Here is a 24,739-nt window from a genome sequence, read left to right as displayed (position 1 = left end):
TGGTGTCAACTCCTCGTGGGCCTCGGCGGCACGAGCTCGGGGCTGGTCAGGACGCCCGCAGCTCGTCGTCGAGCAGGTCGAATAAGTCCTCCGCGGTGGCGGAGTTCAGGTCCTCGTCGTCGGCGGTGTCCACGCCGCTCACCAGGTCGTTCCAGGTCGCGAGCAGGCGCCGTAGGCGAACGGTCACGTCCGCGTGGTCGGTCTGCTCGACCTCGACGGCCGCGAGAACCGCTTCCAGCTTCGCGATCTCGTCGGTCACCGACACGCTCGCGGCCCCGTCCCCCACCAGCTCCGCGCGCATGAACTCCGCGAGGGCACTGGGGGTCGGGTGGTCGAACACCAGGGTGGCCGGCAGGCGCAGCCCGGTGACCGACCCCAACCGGTTGCGCAGCTCCACCGAGGTGAGCGAGTCGAAACCGAGCTCGCTGAACGCACGGCTCGGCGTGATCGCGTCGGTGTTCGGGTGCCCGAGCACCGCGGCCACGTGCACGCCGGCCAGTTCCAGCAACACGTCCTGCTGTTCCGGTGTGGACAGCGTGAGCAGGCGCTCGCGCAGCGCGGACGACGCCTCGCCGGACGACGTGCTCGCCACCCTCCTGACCCGGACCAGGCCGCGCAGCACCGGTGGCACCGGCCCGCTCGCCGCCTGGGCGGCCAGCGCCCCGACGTCCAGCTTGATCGGGGCCAGCAGCGCCCGGTCGACCTGGTGGGCGGAGTCGAACAGCGCGAGCCCCTCCGCCGAGGTGAACGCCGAGACACCACCACGGGCCATACGTGCGATGTCCGCGTCGTCCAGCGAGCCGCCCATGCCGCCGGCCCACAGCCCCCACGCCAGCGACGTGGCCGCGAGGCCCAGTGTCCGCCGGTGCTGGGCGAGTGCGTCAAGGAACGAGTTCGCCGCCGAGTAGTTGCCCTGACCTGCCGTGCTCAGCAGTCCCGCCGCCGAGGAGAACAGCACGAACATGGCCAGGTCCATGTCCTTGGTCAGCTCGTGCAGGTTCAGTGCCGCGTCCACCTTCGGCCGCAGCACCCTGTCCATGCTCTCCTGGGTCAGCGACTCCAGCATGCCGTCGGCCAGCACACCTGCCGCGTGGACCACACCGGTGAGCGGGTGCTCCGCCGGGATCGCGGCCAGCAGCGCCGCGAGCGACTCCCGGTCCGCCGCGTCGCAGGCGGCGATCGTGACCTCCGCGCCGAGCCCGACCAGCTCGTCGCGCAGCTCGGCGGCCCCCTCCGCCGCCAGGCCCCTGCGGCTGGTCAGCACCAGGTGCCCGACGCCGTGGTCGGTCACCAGGTGCCGTGCCATGGCCGCACCCAGCTCACCGGTGCCGCCGGTGACGAGCACCGTGCCGCGCTGGTCGAGGCTGCGCGGCATGCTCAGCACGATCTTGCCGACCTGCTTGGCCTGGCTCAGGTGCCGGAACGCCGCCGCCGCACGGGTGATCGGCCACGTCGTCGTCGGCGGGAGCGTCAGCGCGCCCGTCTCGAACAACGCGATCAGCTCGTCGAGGATGGGGCCGAGCCGCTCCGGCACCCCGAACAGGTCGAAGGCCTGGTAGTCGACACCGGTGTGGGCTGCCGCGACCTCGGCCGCGTCGCGGACGTCCATCTTGCCGATCTCGAGGAACCGGCCGCCCCTCGGCAGGAGCCGCAGCGAGGCGTCCACGAAGTCGCCCGCCAGGCAGTCGAGGACGACGTCGACGCCCGCGCCCCCGGTCACGGCCATGAACTTCTCCTCGAACTCCAGCGTCCGCGACGAGGCGATGTGGTCGTCGTCCAGACCGGCGGCCCGCAACGCGTCCCACTTGCCGGGGCTGGCGGTGCCGAACACCTCCGCACCCCAGTGCCGCGCCAGCTGCACCGCCGCGACACCGACACCGCCCGCGGCCGCGTGGATCAGCACCTTCTCGCCGGCACGCAGCCCGCCGAGGTCGGCGAGGCCGTGCCAGGCGGTCGCGAAGATCACCCCGACCGAGGCGGCCTGCTCGAACGTCCACGAGTCCGGCATGCGTCGGACCAGGCGCTGGTCGGCGATGGTGACCTGGCTGAACGGCTCGGGCATGTACCCGAACACCCGGTCGCCGACGGCGAGACCGGTCACCCCGGGGCCGAGTTCCATGACCACACCGGCGGCCTCCGCGCGGTGCGTGTCCGGGTTGTCGATCATGCCGAGTGCCACCATCGGGTCGCGGAAGTTGAGTCCCGCGGCCTGGACCCGGAGCCGGACGAAACCCTCCGGCAGCGGCTCGAACACGTGCGGGCAGGCGACCAGCTCGATGCGGTCCAGGGTGCCCTTGCCCTTGTGGTCCAGCTGCCACGCAGGCACCCCCGGCGGTGGCACCAGCTCCCCGTCCGAGCCGGCACGGGCCAGCCTCGGCACGAGCAGCTCGCCGCCTCGGACGGCGAGCTGGGGCTCACCGGAGGCGAACGCGGCGGGCAGCGCGGCCAGGCTCTCGGGGTGGTCGTCGATGTCCACCACGACGAACCGGTCCGGGTGCTCGGACTGCGCGGAGCGCAGCAGACCCCACACCGCGGCCTGCTGGAGGTTGGGCGCCTCGGCACCGTCCGTCGGCACCGCGCCCCGCGTCAGCACCGCGAGCGGCACGGTCGCGAGCCGGTCCTCGCCCGTCCACGCCTGCAACAGGTCCAGCACCGACTGTGCGGTGGCGCGCACGTCGCCTGCCGCGACCCCGTCGGTCACCGGCACGGGGTGCACGACCAGGCCGGGCACGGCGTCCGGTCCGTCGAGCGCCGCCACCAGTGCCCGCAGGTCCGCGTGGCCGTTCCCGCCCGCGAGACCGGGGTCGTCGCCGAGCACCGCGAACTCGACGGCCGGTGACGACGGCGCCTGCTGTGGCACCCAGTCCAGCCCGTACAGCCAGCGGTTCGTCGTCGGAGTGGCGGACGCGGCGACGACACCGGCGACCGGGCGGGTGACGAGGGACTCGACCGTGACCACCGGCGCACCGGTGCGGTCCGCGACCTGCACCGACACCGAGTCCGTGCCCGAGGACACGAGCCGCACCCGCACCGAGGAGGCGCCGGTGGCATGCAGTGACACCCCGGACCACGAGAAGGGCAGCTTCGCCTGCCGGTTGTCCGGATCGGACACCAGCAGCCCGTGCAGTGCGGCGTCCAGCAGCGCGGGGTGCACGCCGAACCTGGCCGCGTCGGCCTCGGCCTGCTCGGGCAGCGCGACCTCCGCGAAGACCTCGCCGTCACGCAGCCACGCCTTGCGCAGCCCCTGGAACACCGGCCCGTAGTCCAGTCCCATCGACGCGAGACCGTCGTACACGTCGTCCACCGGGACCGCCGTCGCCCCTGCCGGGGGCCACTCGGTCAGCGCCATGATCGGTGCAGGCTGGCCGACGGTGAGCACACCGGCGGCGTGGCGCGTCCACGGCTCGTCGTCGGCCGCGTCCTCCGTGCGGGAGAACAGGGTCAGCGCCCGGCGACCGTCGTCGTCCGCGCCGTCGACCACGACCTGGATCCGCAGCGAACCGTTCGGTGCCAGCACCATCGGTGCCGCCAGCGTCAGTTCCTCCACCCGGTCGCAGCCGACCTGGTCGCCCGCCCGCAGAGCCAGCTCGACCATCCCGGTGCCGGGCACCAGGACCGTGCCGTTGACGGCGTGGTCCGCGAGCCACGGGTGTGACCGGAGCGAGAGCCTGCCGGTGAACAGGAAGCCGCCGGTCTGCGGCAGCTCCACCGCGGCACCCAGCAGCGGGTGCCCGGCGGTGAGCTGGCCCAGTCCGACCGCGTTGACCGCCTCGACCGTCCGCTTGAGCCAGAAGGTGGTGTGCTGGAACGCGTAGGTCGGCAGGGTCACCGTGCGGGCGCCCGCGAAGACCGACCGCCAGTCGACCGGCACACCCCGCGTGTGGAGGGTGCCGAACGCGGCGGCCGCCGTGTCACGCTCGTCGCGGTCCCTGCGCAGCGCCGTGACGAACACCGCGTCGGCGCCGTCGGCCACGCAACCGGCGCCCATGGCCGACAGCACGCCGTCGGGGCCGAGCTCCAGGAACGTGGTGACGTTCTCCTCGCGCAGCACGGTGATCGCGTCGGCGAACCGGACGGTCTCCCGCACGTGCCGCACCCAGTACTCCGGCGTGCCGATCTCCTCGGCGGTGGCCAGGCGTCCGGTCAGGTTCGACACCACGGGGATCGCCGGTTCGCCGAAGGTGACCTGTGCGAGCACGGCGGCGAACTCGGCGAGCATGCCGTCCATCAGCGGCGAGTGGAACGCGTGCGACACCCGCAGGCGCTTGACCTTGCGGCCACGCTCCTGCCACGTGGTCGCCAGCTCCTCGACCGCGTCCTCCTCGCCGGACAGCACGACCGAGGTCGGGCCGTTGATCGCGGCGAGGCTCACCCGGCTCTCCTGGCCCGCGATGGTCGGGAGCACCTCGTCCTCGCTCGCGGCGACCGCGAGCATCGCGCCGCCAGAAGGCAGCGCCTGCATCAGCCTGCCGCGAGCGGCGACGACCGCACAGGCGTCGGCCAGCGACCACACCCCGGACACGTGTGCCGCGGCCAGCTCGCCGATCGAGTGGCCCGCCACGTAGTCCGGGGTCACGCCCCAGGACTCCAGCAGCCGGAACAACGCGACCTCGACGGCGAACAGCGCGGGCTGTGCGTACCCGGTCTGGTCCAGGGACTCGGCGAGCGCCGAACCGTCCTGCGCGAACACCAGCTCGCGCAGCGACTGGCCGAGCAGGCCGTCGAGCCCGGCGCAGACCTCGTCGAACGCGGCGGCGAACACCGGGAACCGCTCGTACAGCTGCCTGCCCATCCCGGCACGCTGCGAGCCCTGGCCGGTGAACAACACCGCGAGCCTGCCGGTCGCGACCCGGCCGCGCACCACGTCCGAGGGCTGTGCACCGGTGGCCAGTGCCGCCAGGCCGTTCAGGAGGCCGTCGCGGTCGGACGCCGTGAGCACCGCCCGGTGCTCCTGGTGCGACCGGGTGGTCGCGAGGGAGAGACCGACGTCCGCGAGGCGCAGGTCCTCGTCCGCCGCGACGAACGCGTGCAGCCGCTCGGCCTGCGCCGCCACGGCCTGCTCGGTCCTGCCGGAGAGCACCCACGGGGTCAGTGCCCGCGTGGCCGGCTCCGCGGGGCGTGCGGCCTCGTCCGCCTGCCACTCCTCGATGATCACGTGCGCGTTGGTGCCGCTGATGCCGAACGAGGACACCCCGGCCCGGCGCGGGCGGTCCGGCGCGTGCCACTCCCGCTCCTCGGTGAGCAGCTCGACGGAACCGGCCGCCCAGTCGACCTTCGGCGACGGCTCGTCCACGTGCAACGTCCTCGGCAGCACGCCGTGCCGCATCGCCAGCACCATCTTGATCACACCGGCGACACCCGCGGCGGCCTGGGTGTGCCCGATGTTCGACTTCACCGAACCGAGCCACAGCGGCCGGTCCTCGGGGCGGTCCTGACCGTAGGTCGCGATGATCGCCTGCGCCTCGATCGGGTCACCGAGTGAGGTGCCGGTGCCGTGCGCCTCCACCACGTCGACGTCCTGTGTGGCCATCGCGGCGTCGGCGAGCGCGGCACGGATCACCCGCTGCTGTGCCGGGCCGTTCGGCGCCGTGAGGCCGTTCGAGGCACCGTCCTGGTTCACCGCGGAACCCCGCACCACCGCGAGGATCCGGCGCCCGTTGCGCTTCGCGTCCGACAGGCGCTCCACCACCAGCACGGCGGCGCCCTCGGACCACGAGGTGCCGTCCGCGGTGGCGGAGAACGACTTGCAGCGGCCGTCCCTGGCGAGGCCCCGCTGCCGGGAGAACTCCACGAACTGCATCGGGTCGGCGATGATGGTCACGCCGCCGACCAGCGCCAGGGTGCACTCCCCCGCACGCATCGACTGCGCGGCGAGGTGCAACGCCACCAACGACGACGAGCAGGCCGCGTCGATGCTGAGCGCCGGTCCTTCGAGACCGAGCGTGTACGCGACGCGCCCGGACACCACGCTGGCCGCCTTGCCGACGATGAGCAGGCCCTCGACGCCTTCGGCGCCCGGGGTCACGAAGTCGGCGTAGTGGTCGTGCATCACGCCCGTGAACACCCCGGTCGGGCTGCCCCGCAGGGACGACGGCGCGATCCTGGCGTTCTCGAGTGCCTCCCACGACACCTCCAGCATCAGCCGCTGCTGCGGGTCGGTCGCGATCGCCTCACGCGGCGAGATCCTGAAGAACTCCGCGTCGAAGTCGCCGGCCTCCGCCAGGAACCCGCCGTTCTTCACGTAGGACCTGCCCGGCTTGTCGGGGTCGGGGTCGTAGAGGTTCTCCAGGTCCCAGCCCCGGTCGGTCGGGAAGTCGACGAGCCCGACACCGCCGGTCGCCATCAGGTCCCACAGCTCGTCCGGCGAGTCCACGCCGCCGGGCAGCCGGCAGGCCATGCCGACGATCGCGATCGGCTCGTCGGCGGGCGCGGCGGCCGTGGTGACCGGTGTGGCGGGACGGTCCGCGCCTGCCCCGACCAGCTCGGCCCGCAGTTGCCTGGCCAGCGCGCCAGGGGTCGGGTAGTCGAAGACGAGCGTGGCGGGCAGCCGCAACCCGGTGGCGTTGTTGAGGTGGTTGCGCAGCTCGACCGCGGTGAGGGAGTCGAAACCCAGCTCGGTGAACGCGCGGTTGGGTGCGACGGCGTCCGGGCTCGAGTGCCCGAGCACGGTCGCGACGTTGGTGTTGACCAGTTCCAGCAGCGTCCGGTCCTGGTCGGCCGGTGACAGGCCGGCGAGCTGGTGCCGCAGCCCGGTGGCCTGGCCGGTGGTGGCCGCGGTGCGCCGCGCGCGGACCAGACCGCGCAGTACCGGCGAGAGCGGCGTGGTGCGGCCGAGGTGTCGCAGCGCCGGGAGGTCCAGCTTGGCGGGCACGACGAAGGCGTGGTCGACGCGGACGGCCGTGTCGAACAGCGCCAGACCGTCCTCCGTGGACATCGGGAGCACGCCGCCCCGGCTCATCCTGGCGAGGTCGGTGTGGTCGAGGTGCGCGGTCATGCCGGTCGCCTGCGCCCACATGCCCCACGCGAGGGCCGTGGCGGGCAGGCCGTGTGCGTGCCGGTGCTGGGCGAGCGCGTCCAGCGCGGCGTTCGCCGCGGCGTAGTTGCCCTGACCCGGGGTGCCGAGGACACCGGCGGCCGAGGAGAACAGCGCGAACACGGCCAGGTCCATGCCCTTGGTCAGCTCGTGCAGGTTCAGCGCGGCGTCGACCTTCGGCCGCAGGACCGTGTCGAGGTGCTCCGGTGTGAGGGACGCCAGGATCGCGTCGTCCAGCACACCGGCCGCGTGCACCACCCCGGTCAGCGGGCGGGCGAGGCCGCCGATCAGCTCGGCGAGCGCTTCGCGGTCGGCGGCGTCGCAGGCGGCCACCGTGACGTCCGCGCCGAGTGACACCAGCTCGTCGCGCAGTGCGGCGGCACCGTCGGCGGCCAGGCCGCGACGGCTCGTCAGCACCAGGTCGCGCACGCCGTGCGTGGTGACGAGGTGCCGCGCCAGTTCCCCACCGAGCACACCGGTGCCGCCGGTGACGAGCACCGTGCCTGCCTGGTCGAGGGTGCGCGGCATGGTCAGCACGACCTTGCCGATCTGCTTGGCCTTGCTCACGAACCGGAACGCCTCGACCGCGCGGGTGATCTCCCACGTGGTGACCGGCGGCAGTCCGAGCGAGCCGTCGTCGAACAACGCCAGGAGGTCGTCGAGCATGGCGCCCAGCCGGTCGCCTGCCGCCACGATGAGGTCGAAGGAGTGGTACGCCACGCCGGGGTGCGCTTCGGCGACGGCGGCGGGGTCACGCAGGTCGGTCTTGCCGATCTCGACGAACCGGCCACCGCGTGGCAGCAGCCGCAGCGACGCGTCCACGAAGTCACCGGCGAGGCAGTCGAGCACCACGTCGACACCGCTGCCACCGGTCGCGGCGAGGAACCGCTCCTCGAACTCCAGCGTGCGGGACGAGGCGATGTGGGTCTCGTCGAAACCCATGGCGCGCAACGTGTCCCACTTGCCCGTGCTCGCGGTGGCGAACACCTCGGCACCCAGGTGCCTGGCGAGCGCCACGGCGGCCATGCCGACACCGCCGGTGGCGGCGTGCACCAGCACCTTGTCGCCCTCGCCGACCCGGGCCAGTTCCTTCAGGCCGTGGTAGGCGGTCAGGTAGGTCACCGGCACGGCGGCCGCCTGCTCGAAGGACCAGCGCTCGGGCATCCGCCGCAGGACGCTCCCCGACGCGGTCGTGACCGGCCCGAACGGCTCGTGCACGAACCCGAACACCCGGTCGCCCGGCGCCAGGCCGGTCACGCCGGGACCGACCTCGGTCACGACACCGGCGGCCTCGCCACCGGGCTTCACGACGTCGGGGTACATGTCGAGCGCGATCAGCACGTCCCGGAAGTTCAGGCCTGCGGCGCCGACCCGGAGCCGGACCTCGCCATCGGCAAGGGGCCGCAGGACGTCCGGGCAGGCGACGATCGCCAGCTTCTCCAGCTCGCCCTTGCCCTCGCTCTCCAGGCGCCACGCCTGCGCACCGGCCGGCGGCACCAGCACGCCGTCGGTGCCGACGCGGGCGAGCCGGGGAGCGAGCGGCCGGCCGGCACGCACCGCGAGCTGCGGCTCGCCGGTCCCGAGCACGGACGGGACGGCCGCACGCGAGTCCGGGTGCGCGTCGAGGTCGAGCAGCGCGAACCGGTCGGGGTGCTCGGACTGCGCGCTGCGCACGAGCCCCCAGACCGCGGCCTGCGCGAGGTCGACGTTGTGCCGTGCCTCGACGGCGACGGCGTCCCTGGTGACCAGCACGAGCCGCGAGGCCGCGAACCGCTCGTCCGCGAGCCACTCCTGCAGCCGGGCCAGCACCTGGCCGGTGACGTCGCGGACCGTTCCGTCGACGGGTACCGGGAACAGCACGGCGGAGGGCACCGGCTCGATGTCGGCGAGCCTGGGGTGTGCCCGCTCGGCGAGGCCGTGGGTCTCGGTGCCGAGCACCACGGCGGCGCCGACGCCGGTGTCCTCCACCGACACCGGCGTCCAGCCGAGACTGAACAGTGGCTGCGGGCCGGCCTGGGCGCCCGAGGAGAGCGCGTCGGCAGCGAGTGGACGGCTGGCCAGCGCGGAGATCGTGGCGACGGGCGCACCGGAGGCGTCGGCGAGGTGCACGGCCACCGAGTCGGCCCCGGTCGGCACGAGCCGGGCCCGGACCGTGGTGGCGCCACTCGCGTGCAGCGAGATGCCCACCCAGCTGAACGGCAACCGCACCTCGAGGCGCTCCCGCCGGGCGGCGAGCATGCCGTGCAGCGTGGCGTCGAGCAGCGCGGGGTGCAGGCCGTACTCGTCCGCGTCCCCGGCGAGCTGTGCGGGCAGCGCGGCCTCGACGAGGATCTCCTCGCCACGCAGCCACACCCGCCGCAGCCCCTGGAAGGCGGGGCCGTACCCGAAGCCCGCGGCGGCCAGCTCGTCGTAGAGCCCGTCGAGGTCGACGGGTTCGGCACCGGCGGGCGGCCACTCGGTGAGTTCGGCGGCGGCGGGGACACGGCGGAGGCCGAGGACACCGGTGGCGTGCTGGGTCCACGGCGCGTCCTCGGGGGCGGACTCGTCGCGCGAGTACACGACCACCGACCGGCGGCCGTCGCCCTCCGCGGCACCCACCATCACCTGCACCCGCACACCGCCCTGTTCGGGCAGCAGGAGCGGGGTGGCGAGGGTCAGCTCCTCCAGCTGGTCGCAACCGACCTGGTCGGCCGCACGCAGCGACAGCTCCACCAGCGCCGCACCCGCCACCAGCACGGTGCCGTTCACGGCGTGGTCGGTGAGCCAGGGCTGTGTGGCCGTGGACAGCCGGCCGGTGAACAGCACGCCGCCGCTGTCCGGCAGCTCGACCGCCGCGGCGAGCAGTGGGTGGTCGATCGTGGACTGGCCGAGCCCGCTCGCGTCCACGACCGCGGCACCGCCGGTGAGCCAGTACCGCTCGTGCTGGAAGGCGTAGGTCGGCAGGTCGACCCGGCGGGCGCCGGGGAAGAACGTGGACCAGTCGACCGACACGCCGTTCGCGTGCGCCTGGCCGAGCGAGGCGACCACCCGCGCGAGGCCGCCCTCGTCGCGCCGGAGCGTGCCGACGACCGAGGCCTCGACCTCCGCGCGTTCGATGGTGTCGCCGATCGCGGTGACCAGCACCGGGTGCGGGCTCACCTCGACGAAGTGCTGGATCCCGTCGGCCAGCAGGGTTTCCACGGTCTCGGCGAAGCGGACCGTGCCACGCAGGTTGGCGTACCAGTAGTCGGCGTCCAGGCCCGCGGTGTCGATCGGCTCACCGGTCACCGTGGAGTAGAAGGCCACACTGGCCGAGACCGGGGTGATGCCCGCCAGGCTCTCGCGGATGTCGTCGCGGATGCGCTCGACGTAGTGGGAGTGCGACGCGTAGTCCACCGGGATCCGCTTCGCGCGGACGCCCCGCCGCTCGCACTCGGCGAGCAGCTCGTCCAGCGCGTCGACCGCACCGGACACCACCACGGACGACGGTCCGTTGACGGTGGCGATGCCCACGGTGTCCTGCCACTGTCCGATCAGCTCTTCGACCTCGGCGGGCGGGAGCGGGACCGAGACCATGCCGCCGAGCCCCGCGAGCGCCGTGATCGCCTGACTCCGCAGGGCGACGACCCGAGCCCCGTCCTCGACGGTCAACCCGCCGGCCACGACCGCCGCGGCGATCTCACCCTGCGAGTGCCCGACCACCGCGACGGGCTCGACACCGAAGGACCGCCACAGAGCGGCGAGCGACACCATCACCGCCCACAACACGGGCTGCACGACATCGACCCGCTCCAACGACTCCGCGTCCGCCTCACCACGCAGAACCGGCCACACCGCCCACTCCACATGCGGCTCCAGCGCCGCGACACACCCGGACATCGCCGAGGCGAACACCGGAGACGACGCCAACAACGTCGCCGCCATCCCGACCCACTGCGCGCCCTGGCCCGGGAACACCAGCGCAACGCGGTTCCGGGTGCCGCCGATGGCGTTGCCCCGCAGCACACCGGGTGCCGTCTCGCCCGCGGCGAGGGCCGCGAGGCCGGCCAGCAGCTCGTCGAGGTCCGCGCCGGTCACGACGGCCCGGTCGGACAGTCGGGCCCGCGTCGTCACCAGCGACGACCCGATGTCGGTGAGCGGCACGTCCGGATTAGCGGTCGCGAACTCCGTCAACCGCGCGGCCTGCCCGCGCAGGGCCGCCTCGGACCGCGCGGAAAGCACCCACGGCACGACCGGCGGCGCGACGGGTGCCGCGTCGCTCGCCGTGGCCGTCTCGGCGGGCGCCTCCTCCAGGATCAGGTGGGCGTTGGTACCGCTCACCCCGAACGAGGAGATGCCCGCGCGTCGCGGGTCACCCTGCCGCGGCCAGTCCCTGGCCTCGGCCAGCAGCTCCACCGTGCCCGCGGCCCAGTCCACCTTGGTGGAGGGCGCGTCGACGTGCAGTGTCTTCGGCAGGACACCGTGTCGCAGTGCCTGCACCATCTTGACCACCCCGACGACCCCGGCGGCGGCCTGCGCGTGCCCGATGTTGGACTTCACCGAACCGAGCCACAACGGCCGACCAGCCGGCCGGTCCTGACCGTAGGTCGCGAGAATCGCCTGTGCCTCGATCGGGTCACCCAGCGGGGTACCCGTGCCGTGCGCCTCCACCACGTCGACGTCCTGTGTGGACAGACCGGCGTTCGCCAACGCCGCACGGATCACCCGCTGCTGCGAGGGGCCGTTCGGCGCGGTCAGACCGTTCGACGCGCCGTCCTGGTTCACCGCGGTACCCCGGATCACCGCGAGCACCCGGTGCCCGTTGCGCCTGGCGTCCGCCAGTCGCTCCAGCACGAGCACACCGGCGCCCTCGGACCAGCCGGCGCCGTCGGCCGCGTCCGAGAAGGACTTGCAGCGACCGTCCGGTGCGAGGCCGCGCTGCCGGGAGAACTCGACGAACACCTCCGGGCTGACCATCACCGTGACACCGCCGGCCAGCGCGAGCGTGCACTCCCCGGTGCGCAACGCCTGCACGGCGAGGTGCAGGGTCACGAGCGACGAGGAGCAGGCGGTGTCGACCATGAGCGACGGGCCCTCGACACCGAGCACATAGGACACCCGGCCGGACACCACACTGCCGGCCTTGCCGGTGCCCAGCAGGCCTTCCAGCTCCTCCGGCGCGACCGGCATACCCTCCGCGTAGTCGTGGTACATGACGCCCGCGAACACCCCGGTCCGGCTGCCGCGCAACGAGGTCGGGTCGATCCCGGCCTGCTCCAGCGCCTCCCAGGTCGTCTCCAGCATCAACCGCTGCTGGGGATCCATCGCCAGCGCCTCGCGTGGCGAGATCCCGAAGAACTCGGCGTCGAACCCGGCCGCGTCGTCGAGGAAGCCGCCGTGGCGGACGTAGGACTTGCCGAACCGCTCGGGGTCCGGGTCGAACAGGTTCTCGACGTCCCAGCCCCGGTCCGCGGGGAACTCGGAGACCGCGTCGACCCCGTCCGCGACGAGGCGCCACAGGTCCTCGGGGGACTCCACTCCGCCGGGCAACCGACAGCCCATGCCGACGATCGCGATCGGCTCGGTCGACCGCGCCGCCAGTTCCTGGTTCAGCTGCCACAGCCGCTCATTCTCTTTGAGCGTTTCCCGTAAGGCGGCAACCATCTCCTCGGAGGAAGTGGCCATTTTGCTCTCCGCTCTAGCGACTTCAGCCGAATAACCGGCACGGTAATCGGGCGATACATGCCGTATCAGGCCCCCGACGCATTTTGCGTGCCCCCACAGCCTGGACACCGATCATGCTAGTTCGGACATTCCCCACCCTCGCCAACCCAGGGCGAACCCCCAGGTAACTGCGCGGGCACCGCATGGGCACCGCACGGAAAAGAGCCGTTCAGGACGCCACGCCCCGAACGGCTCGTTTCCACGAGAGAGGTGTTCAGATGAATCCGTCACGTCCTCCCCGGGAACGGGTCGGACAACGGCACGTTCCCCGGGGCCGCCGGCACCGGTCACGGGAGGTCAGGCGTCGCCGGCAGGGGTGCCGATGTTGACCGGCAGGCTGTACGCGGCACGGCAGAACGTGGACTGGCGCCACGGGATCTCCTCGCGCGTCGTCCGCAGCTCGAGGTTCGGGAACCGCGCGAACAGCGCCTCGAGGGCGATCGTGACCTCCGCCGTGGCCAGCGAGCTGCCCGGGCAGTGGTGCGGCCCCCGGCCGAAGGCGATGTGGCGCTGGTTGTTGGGCCGGGAGAAGTCCAGGGCGTGCGGGTTCTCGAAGACCTCCGGGTCGCGGTTGGCCCCGTTGATCGACAGCAGCACCGTGTCGCCCGCGGCGATCCGCGCGCCGCCGAGCTCCATGTCCTCCGTGGCGAACCGCCGGAAGCCCCGCGTCACCGAGCTGTTGCGGCGCAGCAGCTCGTCGATCGCGACCGGGTACAGCTCGGGGTTGTCCCGCAGCTTCGCGAGCTCCTCGGGGTGTTCGAGCAGGTCCACGGTCGAGGAGAGCAGCATCCCCGCCGTGGTGTCGTAGCCGCCGAGGTACATGATGATCACCAGGGCCACGACGTCGTAGATCGACAGCAGCTCGCCGTTCTCGTCGGTCGCGGTGGCCCAGTGCGAGATCAGGTCGTCGCCAGGCGCCGCCCGCCGCTGTTCGACCAGCGCGGCGATGATCTGGAAGAGCTCGGCCTGCGCGGTCTCCGCGGCGTTGCCGAGCGGCTCGAAGTCGTCGTCCGCCCCCGTCTGCACGTCCGCCATCGCGAACTCCGCGGTCGTGACGGCCATGATGCGGTCGAAGTACTCGTCCGGCAGGCCGAGGATGCCGCTGATCACCGAGATCGGCAGCGGCGCGTAGAACGAGCGCATGAGGTCGACGTCGCCGCCGTTCGCCGCGGCCTCGCGCTCGACGTCGTCGAGCAGCCGTGCGACGATCTCCCGGATCTTCGGGGTGACGGCCTCGATGCGTCTCGGCGTGAAGGCGAAGTTGAGCAGGTCACGGGTCGCCGTGTGCTCGGGCGGGTCCTCCATGATCAGCTTGGACTCGAGCTGCCCCTCGGGGTAGCACGTGGTCGTGAAGTCGGGGCCCGCGTACTTGCGCTGACGGGCCAGCCGCTGGTCCCAGAGTCCCACCCGCACCTGCTCGTAGCCGGTCACGAACCACACCGGGACCTGGTCGGGTAAGCACACCCGGCTGACCGGGCCTTGTTCGTGCAACGCCGCGTGCGCCCGGTGCGGATTGGGCCAGTACTGCTCGTCCATCGGCATCGGGTTCGAATGAACCGGGCATTTACCTGTCATCGTTGTGCCCTCACAATTCACACTGCGGCATGCCCGCATCCAGTCGAGGTGGGCGACCGGCCATCGGGGTGCGAAAACGCGAGGCGCTGGCCGACGACTATTTTCTAGCACGCACCAAAGGACTTGCCCAGAAAGCAAGGTAATGCTCAGGTAATTCGGCGTGCGGTCGAATCCGGTGCCGCGCACCGCACGGGCACAGGCGGGTGCGCTCAGCGACGAGCCGAGCGCAGCCGCCCGTGACGCGGCGGTCAGGCGGTGGTGATGGTGAAGATGTGCATCACCCCGCCGGTGACCGAGGCAGGCAGGGTCACGCTGCGGACCGTCTTGCCGCTCGCGAGGGTGATCGGCGCGGTGGCCAGGATGTTCGACGGCAGTGGCGCGCTGACCCCGTACAGCGAGTTGCGGTAGGCGGGGCTCGCCACGACCTTGTTGCCGAACTTGAGACCGCCGTCGAGGCCCCAGTCCGACAGGCCGACGTCGGCCTGCTGGGTGGTGCCGTCGGTGTAGGTGATGGTCATCGTGCCGTTGGACGCGCCCGCGGTCGCGCTGCCCAGGATGGACAGCCGGGTGGCGCCCGCGGTGTTGGGCAGGACGATCGTCTGTCCCTTGGCGACCACGTTGTCCGGCTCACCGACGCCGACGCTCGGCCACCTGTGGCTGATGCCGTCCACGGTGAGGGTCGCCCCCGGCGTCACGCCGACGGCCGCGAGCGCGTTCGCCGAGTAGTTCCAGTGGGGGTCGTAGGAGGCGACGGACTGCCGGTCGTCGGGGCACTGGGCGACGCTGGAGTAGGCCTCCCGCAGGCCGCCCGGGGTGTCGACGAGCACCTGGATGCCGTTGGGCGGCAGTGTGGCGCCGCCCGCGGTGGTGTAGGTGACCGGGACCCGGTAGGACCCGGTGGCCGTGCCCGCGGCGACGCGGACGGTGACCTTCTGGGTGCCGGACGATCCGGTGGCCGGGTTGATGGTGCCGGACGAGGGTTCCACGGTGATGCCCGCGGGTGGGGTGGCCTTCCAGGCGACCGAACCGGCGGCACCGGACAGGTTGTCCACGCCGACGAACACGGAGGTGCCGCTGTTGGCGGGGATGGTGCTGCGGTCGGGTTGGACGAAGCCGCGCTGGGTGGCCTCGCCGTCGCGGAAGGACGGTGGGGCGTCGGCGGTGCCGCTTCCCCACGACGACGCGCTCGACGACATCGTGTACTCGACCGTGCCGCCCTTCTCCGCGAAGCTCTCGGGCAGCCAGTTGCGGGTCTGTGCGACGCCGTTGACCTTCATGCTCCGGATGTAGGGCGCGTTGGTGGCCGCCCCGCTGGCCTTGATGGTGATCCTCGCGCCGGTCGGGCGGGTGATCACGGCCTCGGTGAACAGCGAGCCGTTGACGGCGAGCTCGGCGCGGCCGGGCACCGTCGGGTACATGCCGAGCGCCGCCCACACGTACCAGGACGACATCTGGCCGAGGTCGTCGTTGCCCGCGAGCCCGTCCGGCGCGGAGGTGAACAGCTCGTTCATGATCCGGCGGGTGGTCGACTGCGTCTTGCCGGGCGCGCCGGCGTAGTTGTAGAGCCACGGCACGTGCATGATGGGCTCGTTGCCCATCCAGGCGTAGGGCGCGTCGGCACCAGCATTGAGCTTCTGGAAGAAGTCGTCGAGCCGGGCCACGGTGGCGGTGTTGCCACCCATGGCGTCGATGAGGCCGCGTTGGTTGTGCGGCACCATCCAGCTGTACTGGGTGGAGTTGCCCTCGACGAACCCCTCGAGGCTGGTCGGCGAGAACGGCTGGCGGAAGGTGCCGTCGGCGTTGCGCATCTGCAGGTACCCGGTGGCCGGGTTGTACAGGTTCTGCCAGGCCTGCGACCGCTTGCTGAACGTGGTGTAGGTGGCGGTGTCGCCGAGGCGTTTGGCGAGGTCGGCGATGGCGAAGTCCGCGCTCTCGTACTCGAGCGTGGTGGCCGCCGCACCCCACACGCCGGTGGCGCCGGTGGAGACGTAGCCGTACTGCTGGAACTCGGGCAGCCCCGGGCGTTCCTGCGAGGGCTGGGTGGCGCCGCGGACCATCAGCGCCAGCGCCTCACCGGCGTCGAAGTCCTTGGCGCCGAACGCGAAGCCGCTGTCGACCATGGCGTGGTAGGGGTCGCCGACCATGACGTTGGTGGTGCCGTTGGCGATGGTCCAGCGGTCCCAGAACCCGGCTTCCTTGGCGAAGTTCACCATGGACCGGATGATGTCGGAGGTCTCCTTGGGCGCGAGGAGCGCGAGCAGCGCGATCTCGGAGCGGTAGACGTCCCAGCCGGAGATGTTGGTGTACTGGACGTGGCCGGAGGCGGCGGCGTGGACCTTGTTGTCGAACCCGAGGTAGCTGCCGTCGACGTCGGAGAACACGTTGGGGTGCAGCAGCGCGTGGTAGAGCGCGGTGTAGAAGGTGACGCGCTCGGTGTCGGTGCCGCCCTTGGTGGCGATGCGGTTGAGCCGCTCGTTCCACGCCGCGCGGGCGGCGGTGGACAGGTCGGCGAAGGTGCGGGTGCCGCTCTCCCCGGCGAGGTTCTTCCTGGCGCCGTCGACGGAGACGTAGGAGACACCGACGCGGACGTTGACGGTCTGGCCTGCCGCGAAGGTCACGTAACCGCCGGACTTGCCGCCGGTGGCGGTGGACTGTCCACTGGAGACGGTGCCGTCCTTCCACGTGCCGTGGGAGGTGAACGGCTTGTCGAAGATGGCGTGGAAGTACACCTTGTAGCCGTGCGGGAAGCCGCAGAAGTTGCCGCTGGCCGCGTAGCCGCTGATGGAGTCGGCGCCGATGGTGATGGACGCGTCGGTGACGCCGTTGACCGAGCCGGAGGAGTTCACGAGCAGCGACGCGGTGGCCCCGGCGGGGAAGCTGAGCTCGGCGGCGCCGGTGCGCTGGGTGGCGGTGAGCTTGACCGACAGCCCAGAGTCGAACCCGACGGCGTAGTTGCCGGGGCTCGCGGACTCGTTGGCGCGGTTGAAGGTGGAGACATAGCGGCCGCTGTCGGTGCCCGGCGAGGTGGTGACGTCACCGGCGAACGGGATGAACGGCACGTCCTGGTAGATCGTGCAGCCCGCGCCGGACAGGTGCGTGAGGCTGAACCCCTTGATGCGGTTGTCGTTGTAGTTGTAGCCACCGACCTGGGACAGCACGGTGTCGGGGCTCCACTGCACCATGCCGAACGGGGCGACCGCGCCGGGGTAGGTGAGCCCGGTGCAGCAGCCCTTCTTGGTGCCGATGTAGGGGTTGACCAACCGCGCGAGGTCCTCGGCACGCGGGGTGCCCGCCTGTTCCTGTGCACCAACGGGGGTCGCAGGCATGAAGGTCAGCGCGACCCCCAGGCACAGCGCCGCCACGAGGCGTCGTCGCCATCGGGAAAACATCATGGCCCGTCCTTCCGGAAAGGCTCCCCCTGGGAGCGCTTATGGACGGCACACTCACACGTGGCGGTCCACGAGGGAGGAAGCCACCGGTAACTCGGACGGGCACGGTCGGCGCTGAACTCGGCGGGAGTCGCCGTTCGAGGCTCGCGGGGGTCGCCACCGCCGGGGCTCGCGGAGAAGATCGACACCGGGGTGACGACAGTCGAGCCATCCCCCCTGGCGGACCAGGGCCTCGCCCTGGTCCGCGTGGGGGTGCCGGTCAGCAGGTCACCTGGATCACCGGGCTCTGCGTCGTCCCGGAAGCAGACTGGGGTGTGAAGTTGGGCGGGAACACCACGCTGTGGATGCCCCTCGTGTAGTAGTACTGCGGCGTGCTCCAGCAGAGGTCGAACGCCGCGGATGACACCGGGCCGGTGCTGTTGAACTGGTAGTCGAGCGATCCGATGCCGACGAGGGTGAAGCCGTACCCGTCCAGGTAGCGGTACAGCTCGCCCTGTGCGCGTAGGTCGGGCACAGGGGCGTCACACGAGGTCTTGGCCTTGCCGTCCACGGCACCCGGCGTGGTGGTGGACTTGTGCGGGTAGTCCGACGAGATCGGGCACGTGATCACCACGTCGACTCCCCTCGTCGTGGCGTGACCGGCGAGTGGGGTCTGCCTGGGCGCCTGTTCGGCCGCCGCGCGCAGCACGGCCGCCGGGATGCCCTCAGTCGTGATGGTGATCGTGCGGGCGCCGGTGGCGACGTCCGCGGTGTGGTCGGGTGCCGCGACCGTCGGGCCGGCCGTCGTGGCCAGCGCGAGCGTGACGGCACCGACCAGTAACCCTGTTCTGGACAGAACTGTGCGCACGTGTTCCTCCGATTTGCGTGCCAACCGTGCTGGACTACCCCTTCGAGACGACGTCGGCCGGTCCGGGCCGGATTGGTCCAGACCTCTGGAGTACGTCCGGGTCGTCGAAGGCGCTCACCAGGCGATGCAACGAATGTCGAGCGTACCTACGCAGGCCGGGTCGTCGGCATCGGTGGAAACACGCAAACAAAGCGGGGGCCCGAGGTTAATTCGCGCGCGTCCTCCTCGTGACCGGTGGGATGATCCCCGCACCAAGTCATGGGGAGGACACGATGACGTTCACGGTGCGCGGGGCGGATCTGGCCAGGCTCAACTCCCTGACCAAGTATCCGTCCATCCCCACCTACCACACGCTCGACCCGGCGAAGGGCGGCCTGCTCGACGACACGGTCCCGTTCACCGGTGCGGTCATCGGCACCGAGAAGGTCGACGGCACGAACTCGCGGGTCATCTCCCTGCCGGACGGTGAGTACCTGCTCGGCAGCCGGGAGGAACTGCTCTATGCCAGAGGCGACCTGATCGGCAACCCCGCACAGGGCATCGTGGCCGCGCTGCGGGCGTTCGCCGACGCACTCGCGCCGGTCACCGACGACGTGATCCGCGTGCACTACCTGGAGGTGTACGGCGGCAAGGTGACCGCGGCCGGCAAGCAGTACACCGGCGAGCGGTCCGTCGGCTTCCGACTGTTCGACGTGGCCGTGATCGACGACTACGCCGAACTCATGGCGCTGCCACCGGACCGGCTCTCGGCCTGGCGCGAGTCCGGCGGCCAACGGTATCTGTCCGAAAAGGACCTGACCGCACGCGCCGAGGCGGACGCGCTCACCCTCACCCCGCGCCTGTTCACCGTCGACGCCGCGGAACTGCCCGTCGAACTGGACAAGACCCGGTCCTTCCTGGCAGAACACCTGCCACGCACCCGTAGCGCCCTCGACGACGGCGCGGCAGGCGCCGCGGAGGGCATCGTGCTGCGCACGGCGGACCGCGGCACCATCGCCAAGGCTCGGTTCCAGGACTACGAAAGGACACTCCGCCGCAGGCGGTGAACCACGGCCGACTACCACTGTTCGCAGGCGCCACAGCAGCACGACCGTCGGCGAACCGTCCGAGGGGATCGCGGGCGGCAGCGAACTCCCGGAACGGAAGGACGCCCGCTCCCGCGCTGCTCGACGGCCGGACGCACATCGCGACCGCGTTGTCGGCCGGGACACCTCCGCGAGGACGTGGTCCAGCCCGCCGATGAGACGGCTCGTGCGACGAGTGCGGACTCCCGGACCTCGACGCCTGCCCGGTGGACGTCGTCGAGGCGGAGCACGAGACACAGGTCGGAGCCGTCGACGACCGCTCCTGCCTCCCACTCCGCGCCCTTCGTCCCGACCGCCAGGAGTCGGCGCGCGACTCGGCGGCGCCCCGTCGGCAGTTCGATCAGGTCGACGCGTCCGGCGCCCGGCGTTCGGCGAGATCGAGGTGTACTGGGCGACCGGCCCGCCACTCCCCCGGGTGGCGGGCCGGTCTTCCCCGTTCCACCTTCGCGGCGTATATGTAACTATCTAGTCCGTTCAACGGACGGGCTGCGAGGAGGCTCATGGCATCGGCGCGCTCCGGTTATCTCGTCGGCCTGGTCGGCTCGGGAATCGGCACCTCCCTCACCCCGCACCTGCACGAACGAGAAGCGGACACCCTCGGCATCCGCTACCTCTACCGCCTCCTCGACCTGCGGACACTCGGCCCGGAACGGGTCGGCGACGTCGTCGCCGCCGCACAGCTCGCCGGATACGACGGCCTGAACGTCACCCATCCCGTCAAACAGCTCGTGCTCCCCCACCTCGACCAGCTCTCCCCCGACGCCGCCTCGGTGGGCGCGGTGAACACGGTGGTGTTCACCGACACCGGCTCGGTCGGCCACAACACAGACCTGACCGGCTTCGCACAAGCACTCGCCACCGGGCTCCCCGGCGCGGCCATCGAGACGGTCGTGCTCCTCGGCGCGGGTGGCGCGGGCGCCGCCATCGCCCACGCCCTGTCCTCTCTCGGCGTCCACACCCTCCACATCGCTGACGTCGACCACGACAGAGCCGGACGACTCGCCGACCGCATCCCCGCGGCCAAGGCCGTCCGCCTCGACGAACCGGGACTGCTCGACGACGCGAACGGACTCGTGCACGCCACCCCCACCGGCATGGCAGGCCACCCGGGTCTCCCCCTGCCCGCGACAGCGCTGCGACCAGACCTGTGGGTCGCTGACGTCGTCTACCGCCCACTCGAGACAGAACTCCTGACCACCGCCCGAACACGCGGCTGCCGGGTACTCGACGGCGGCCGGATGGCCGTGTTCCAGGCCGCGGGCACCTTCCGGATCATCACCGGCCGCGAACCCGACACCGACCGCATGCTGCGCCACTTCGACGAGATCGCCGGGAGGTGACCGCGGTCACCGCGGAACTCGAGCACACGACGGAGCCGACGCCGGTGACGAGGTCGACCCGGCTCACCATCGCGACGGCCTGCCTGTCCGGCACCCTGGCGGACGAGCCGGCCGCCGCGGGCGCGGCCGACCGCACCCGGCTTCGCCGCACAGGACAGCACCGCTCCGGACGGGTGCGGCTGTGGTGACAGGGCACGGGTCCTGCTGAACGCCACGCCGAGAACCACCGCCATCCCCGGCACCGGCACCGGCACCGGCACCGGCACCGGCACCGGCACCGGCACCGGCGAGATCATCGCCCTCGGTCCCGGGAGCCCTCGTCGTGTTCACCATCCAGGCCGGGCTGACGGCCCTGACCGCGGTCAGGGCCGACCTGGCGAGCCGACCGGTTCAGCTCCCTCGATGATGTCCGCCAGGGACGCCAGTGCCGCCGACAGGCTGTCGACGTGCCCGACGCCGCCGTGGCGCCTGGGCAGCCAGCCCGGACCCGCGGTCAGCGGACGCACGGGCAGGCGCCGCAGCCTGGCGAGCGTCTGCCGGCTCGCCGTCTCCCGTCGTTGTGCCCACAGGACGACCACATGGGGCGACGCGGCGCGTACCGCGTCGACGAGGCTCGCCGTCGGCACCGCCGCGCCCAGCATCCGCACCGGCACCCGGCGTTCCGCCAGTGCCGCCGCCAACGCCTCGAGGGGCAGTGAGTGCTGTTCGGTGTCGGTGCAGGCGAGCATGACCGTCGGCAGGTTGCCGACCGGGATCGTGGGGGTCACCTGGTGCAGTGCGGCCGTGATCGCCCACGACAGCACGTGCTCCCTCGGGATGCACGCCGTGTCGTCTGCGCGTGCCGCCTGTTCGGACTCGACCTCACGCAGGACCGGGCAGCACAGGCCGTCCCACGTCGCGGGGACGCCGAGGGTCCGGACGGCCTCCGCGACGATCTCCAGGCAGGCCCGGCTGTCCAGCCTTCGGCCGGCGGCGGTCAGGCGGTCCCGTAACAGGCGGAGGGACTCGGCGGACGGCTTCCCGCTCACGGTCCGTGCGGCGTCCGAGGCCAGCATGCCGGACCTGATCAGGTCGCACATGTCCTGCAGGCGTGTGACGTCCTCCGCGCTGTACCTGCGGTACCCGCCGGGGGTGGCGGCGTGCGGCCCGATCCGGTAGCGGCGGTGCCAGGAGCGCAGCGTGGTCTCCGCGACGCCGAGGGCGCGGGCCACCTGGCCCGCCGTGTACACGCGGGTCCTCGCCGTGGCGCCGTCACCTGGTTCGAGCACCGGCACATCATCGCACCGGGTGCTACCCCGTCAGCTGGGGAAGCGCACCCGTGACCATGGCGGCACGCAGGCGCGCGGACGCGGCGCGGTGCACGGCCGCCATCGCGGCCACCGTGCCCGCGAGGTCGTCCCGTCCGCACAGGTAGGCGTCCTGCAGGTGCTCCGGGATCGAGAAGAACGCGTCGAAGAACTCCGGCACCTGCTCCGGCGCGAGCGTCAGCAGCGTTCGCTGCCCCCACACGCGCAGTCGCCGCACCGCCCGTGCGCGGTAGGACCACAGCTGGGCACGCGCCGCCCGCCTCGCCTCGTCCCGGCCGCGCGGCAGGGCCTCCGCGATGGCCCTGGCCAGCGGCGGAGCCGAGGTCAGTGCCTCGCCGACGCTGTACCCGGTCGCCGGGTGCATCATGCCCGCGGCGACGCCGAACGAGAGGTCGGCGCCCCGAGGTCCCGGCCGGGGCGCGTCCATCGCGAACCGCACGTGTTCGGTGCTCGTGGCCGCGTCGGACGGGATGCCCGCGTGCTCGAGGCGGCGCAGCAAGCGCCGCTTCAGCTCGACGAGCGCGAGACCGGGTCTGCGGACGAGCGAGGTCTCCTCCAGCAGGACGCGGTCGTCGGGCAGTGGCACCGCGTAGAGGAAGGTCGGAGGGCCGGCGGTGTCCCCGGCCCAACGCATGAACACCGCCTCGTGCCTTCCCACCAGCGGCTCGGCGACCGAGGTGGGGAAGATCATGCCGTAGGCGGTCTGCTCCGGCCTGCTCCCCCGCCGCTGACCGCCGGACAGCGCCCTGCGCCGGCCCGACGCGTCGACGACCAGCCGGCACGCCAGCCGCCCGCCCGACTCCAGAGCGACGACGGCGCGGTCACTCCGGTGCTCGACCCCCGTCACGACGGCGGCCACGGTGTGCACCGGCTGACGGGCATAGCCGCGGCGGACGGCCTCGTTGTCCAGGACGGCGTACTCGCGGTTCAGCACGTGGTCTCCGGCCAGCACCCGCCGCGCCCGCACGACGGCGGAGCCCGGGGGCAGACCACCGGTCTGGGTGGTCCACAGGCCGTAGGTCGCCGTCCACGGCTCGGTCGGCGCAGGAGCCACGAGCGCGGTGAGCAGTCCGTTGCGGACGCAGTGGTCCGCGAGCGCCCAGCCCGCGGGCCCCGATCCGACGACGACTACGTCGGCGAACGTGCTCGTCGGGACCACCACGGGCCCAATGTACGTCCCCACCGCCTCGCGGGCGCGCCCAGCGCACTGAAGGACGCCTTCCTAACGCCCAGCGCACTGAAGGAGTCCTTCGTAACACCGAGGCGACGGGGCGGGGAAGGGTATCAGGCTCTCCGCCAACCGACGCACAAACGATGCAAGGTCGCCCGAAAGATGTGACGATGAGCGGGTCAGCCTCCGGCGACGAGTAGCGGGGAGTGCCCTGTGAGCATGGCCATCCGAGCCAGTACCTCGGCCGACGGCGTCGACGGTTGGCGGGCGGATGCCCGCGCCGCCGTCGCCGACGAGATCCGGCGATTCGTCGGCGCGCGCAGCCGGGACCACCTCGGTCCGGCACCGGAGACGCGGCTGCTCGCCGACGTGCTGGGACGCTTCGTCGAGGGCGGGAAGTACGTGCGCTCGGCGTTCGCGCTCGCGGGCTGGGCGTGCGTGTCGGCACCGACACCCGCGGCCGTGCGCGCCGCGGGGAGCCTGGAACTGTTGCACTGCTTCGCGTTGCTGCAGGACGACGTGATGGACCAGTCCCCGAGGCGCCGGGGGAGCCCCACCGCGCACGTGGTCTTCGCGGAGTGGCACCGGGGGCAGGGCCTCGCCGGTTCGCCGTCGCGGTTCGGGGAGTCCGCCGCGGTGCTCGCGGGAGACCTGTTCCTGGTGTGGGCCGAACAGATGCTGCGGGAGAGCGGCGTCGGCGAGGCCGCCCTCGCGCGGGTTCTCCCCCGCTACGACCGGATGCGCAGCGACCTCGCGGTCGGCCAGCTCCGCGACCTGGTGAACGACGCGCGCAGGCAGCCGACCCTCCACGACGTGCGCGCGGTGGCTCGGGCGAAGTCCGGCGACTACACCGTCCGCGGCCCGCTCGAGCTCGGCGCCGAGCTCGCCGGCGCCTCCCCCGCCCTGCTCGGCGCGCTCGGGCAGTACGGTGCGGCGGTCGGCGAGGCTTTCCAGCTGCGCGACGACCTGCTCGGCCTGTTCGGCACACCGGACCGCACCGGCAAGCCGGTCGGCGAGGACCTCCTGGCGCGCAAGGCGACCGCGGTGATGGTCCTGGCGAGGGAACGGGCCGACACCGCACAGCGGCGTGAGCTGGCCCGCCTCGACCGGCTGCCGACCCTCGACCGGTCCGATGTGGACGACTACCTGGCGCTGGTCTCGGCGACCGGCGCCAGGGAGCACGCCGAGCGGCTGGTCGAGCAGCGACTGCGCGACGGCATGACGGCACTGTCGAACGTGGTGCTGTCCGACGAGGCGCGCCGGCGCCTCGTCCACCTCGCCGACCTGTGCGGCAACCGGAACGAGTAGGA

The 24,739-nt window shown here is 72.2% G+C and carries 10 protein-coding genes; 4 read left to right on the top strand and 6 right to left on the bottom strand.

The window, feature by feature from the left end; translation table 11 throughout:
• Positions 1-46: 46 nt before the first annotated feature.
• From CLV71_RS04940 to CLV71_RS04925, 4 genes are all read right to left on the bottom strand, one after another.
• Complete coding sequence (locus tag CLV71_RS04940; protein WP_133901401.1) at positions 47-12,676, bottom strand: type I polyketide synthase; 12,630 nt, start codon at positions 12,674-12,676, stop codon at positions 47-49.
• Between the two features lie 336 nt (positions 12,677-13,012).
• Positions 13,013-14,257 carry a cytochrome P450 gene (locus tag CLV71_RS04935; protein ID WP_166663935.1) on the bottom strand — a complete coding sequence of 415 codons (1,245 nt, stop codon included), beginning with the start codon at positions 14,255-14,257 and terminating at the stop codon, positions 13,013-13,015.
• Positions 14,258-14,538: 281 nt separating this feature from the next.
• Positions 14,539-17,682: a GH92 family glycosyl hydrolase gene (locus tag CLV71_RS04930; protein ID WP_243866231.1), complete on the bottom strand. Its 3,144-nt coding sequence runs from the start codon at positions 17,680-17,682 to the stop codon at positions 14,539-14,541.
• A gap of 256 nt (positions 17,683-17,938) precedes the next feature.
• The gene (locus CLV71_RS04925) at positions 17,939-18,526 is read right to left on the bottom strand and encodes a hypothetical protein (protein ID WP_133901399.1); all 588 of its coding nucleotides are present in this window, start codon (positions 18,524-18,526) and stop codon (positions 17,939-17,941) included.
• A gap of 272 nt (positions 18,527-18,798) precedes the next feature.
• Here CLV71_RS04925 and CLV71_RS04920 point away from each other — a divergent pair, with 272 nt between their 5' ends.
• The 3 genes from CLV71_RS04920 (at position 18,799) to CLV71_RS04910 (ending at position 21,139) form a co-directional block, all read left to right on the top strand.
• A complete protein-coding gene (locus tag CLV71_RS04920; protein ID WP_133901398.1) occupies positions 18,799-19,572 on the top strand; it encodes an RNA ligase family protein in 774 nt (257 codons plus the stop codon).
• A gap of 539 nt (positions 19,573-20,111) precedes the next feature.
• Positions 20,112-20,951, top strand: a complete 840-nt coding sequence (locus tag CLV71_RS04915) for a shikimate dehydrogenase (protein ID WP_133901397.1) — start codon at positions 20,112-20,114, stop codon at positions 20,949-20,951.
• A complete protein-coding gene (locus CLV71_RS04910; protein WP_133901396.1) occupies positions 20,948-21,139 on the top strand; it encodes a hypothetical protein in 192 nt (63 codons plus the stop codon). Before CLV71_RS04915 ends, CLV71_RS04910 begins: the two co-directional genes overlap by 4 nt.
• Before the next feature lie 174 nt (positions 21,140-21,313).
• Here the strand turns inward: CLV71_RS04910 and CLV71_RS04900 are convergent, their stop codons facing one another.
• Positions 21,314-22,219 carry a MerR family transcriptional regulator gene (locus CLV71_RS04900; protein ID WP_166663934.1) on the bottom strand — a complete coding sequence of 302 codons (906 nt, stop codon included), beginning with the start codon at positions 22,217-22,219 and terminating at the stop codon, positions 21,314-21,316.
• 22 nt (positions 22,220-22,241) lie between these two features.
• On the bottom strand, positions 22,242-23,420 hold the full coding sequence (locus tag CLV71_RS04895) for a lycopene cyclase family protein (protein ID WP_208297390.1): 1,179 nt from the start codon (positions 23,418-23,420) through the stop codon (positions 22,242-22,244).
• A gap of 228 nt (positions 23,421-23,648) precedes the next feature.
• Here CLV71_RS04895 and CLV71_RS04890 point away from each other — a divergent pair, with 228 nt between their 5' ends.
• Positions 23,649-24,737, top strand: a complete 1,089-nt coding sequence (locus CLV71_RS04890; protein WP_133901394.1) for a polyprenyl synthetase family protein — start codon at positions 23,649-23,651, stop codon at positions 24,735-24,737.
• Positions 24,738-24,739 lie beyond the last annotated feature (2 nt).

This window comes from Actinophytocola oryzae, assembly GCF_004364325.1.
GTDB classification, from domain to species: Bacteria; Actinomycetota; Actinomycetes; order Mycobacteriales; family Pseudonocardiaceae; genus Actinophytocola; species Actinophytocola oryzae.
This window is presented reverse-complemented; position numbering and strand designations above follow the sequence as displayed.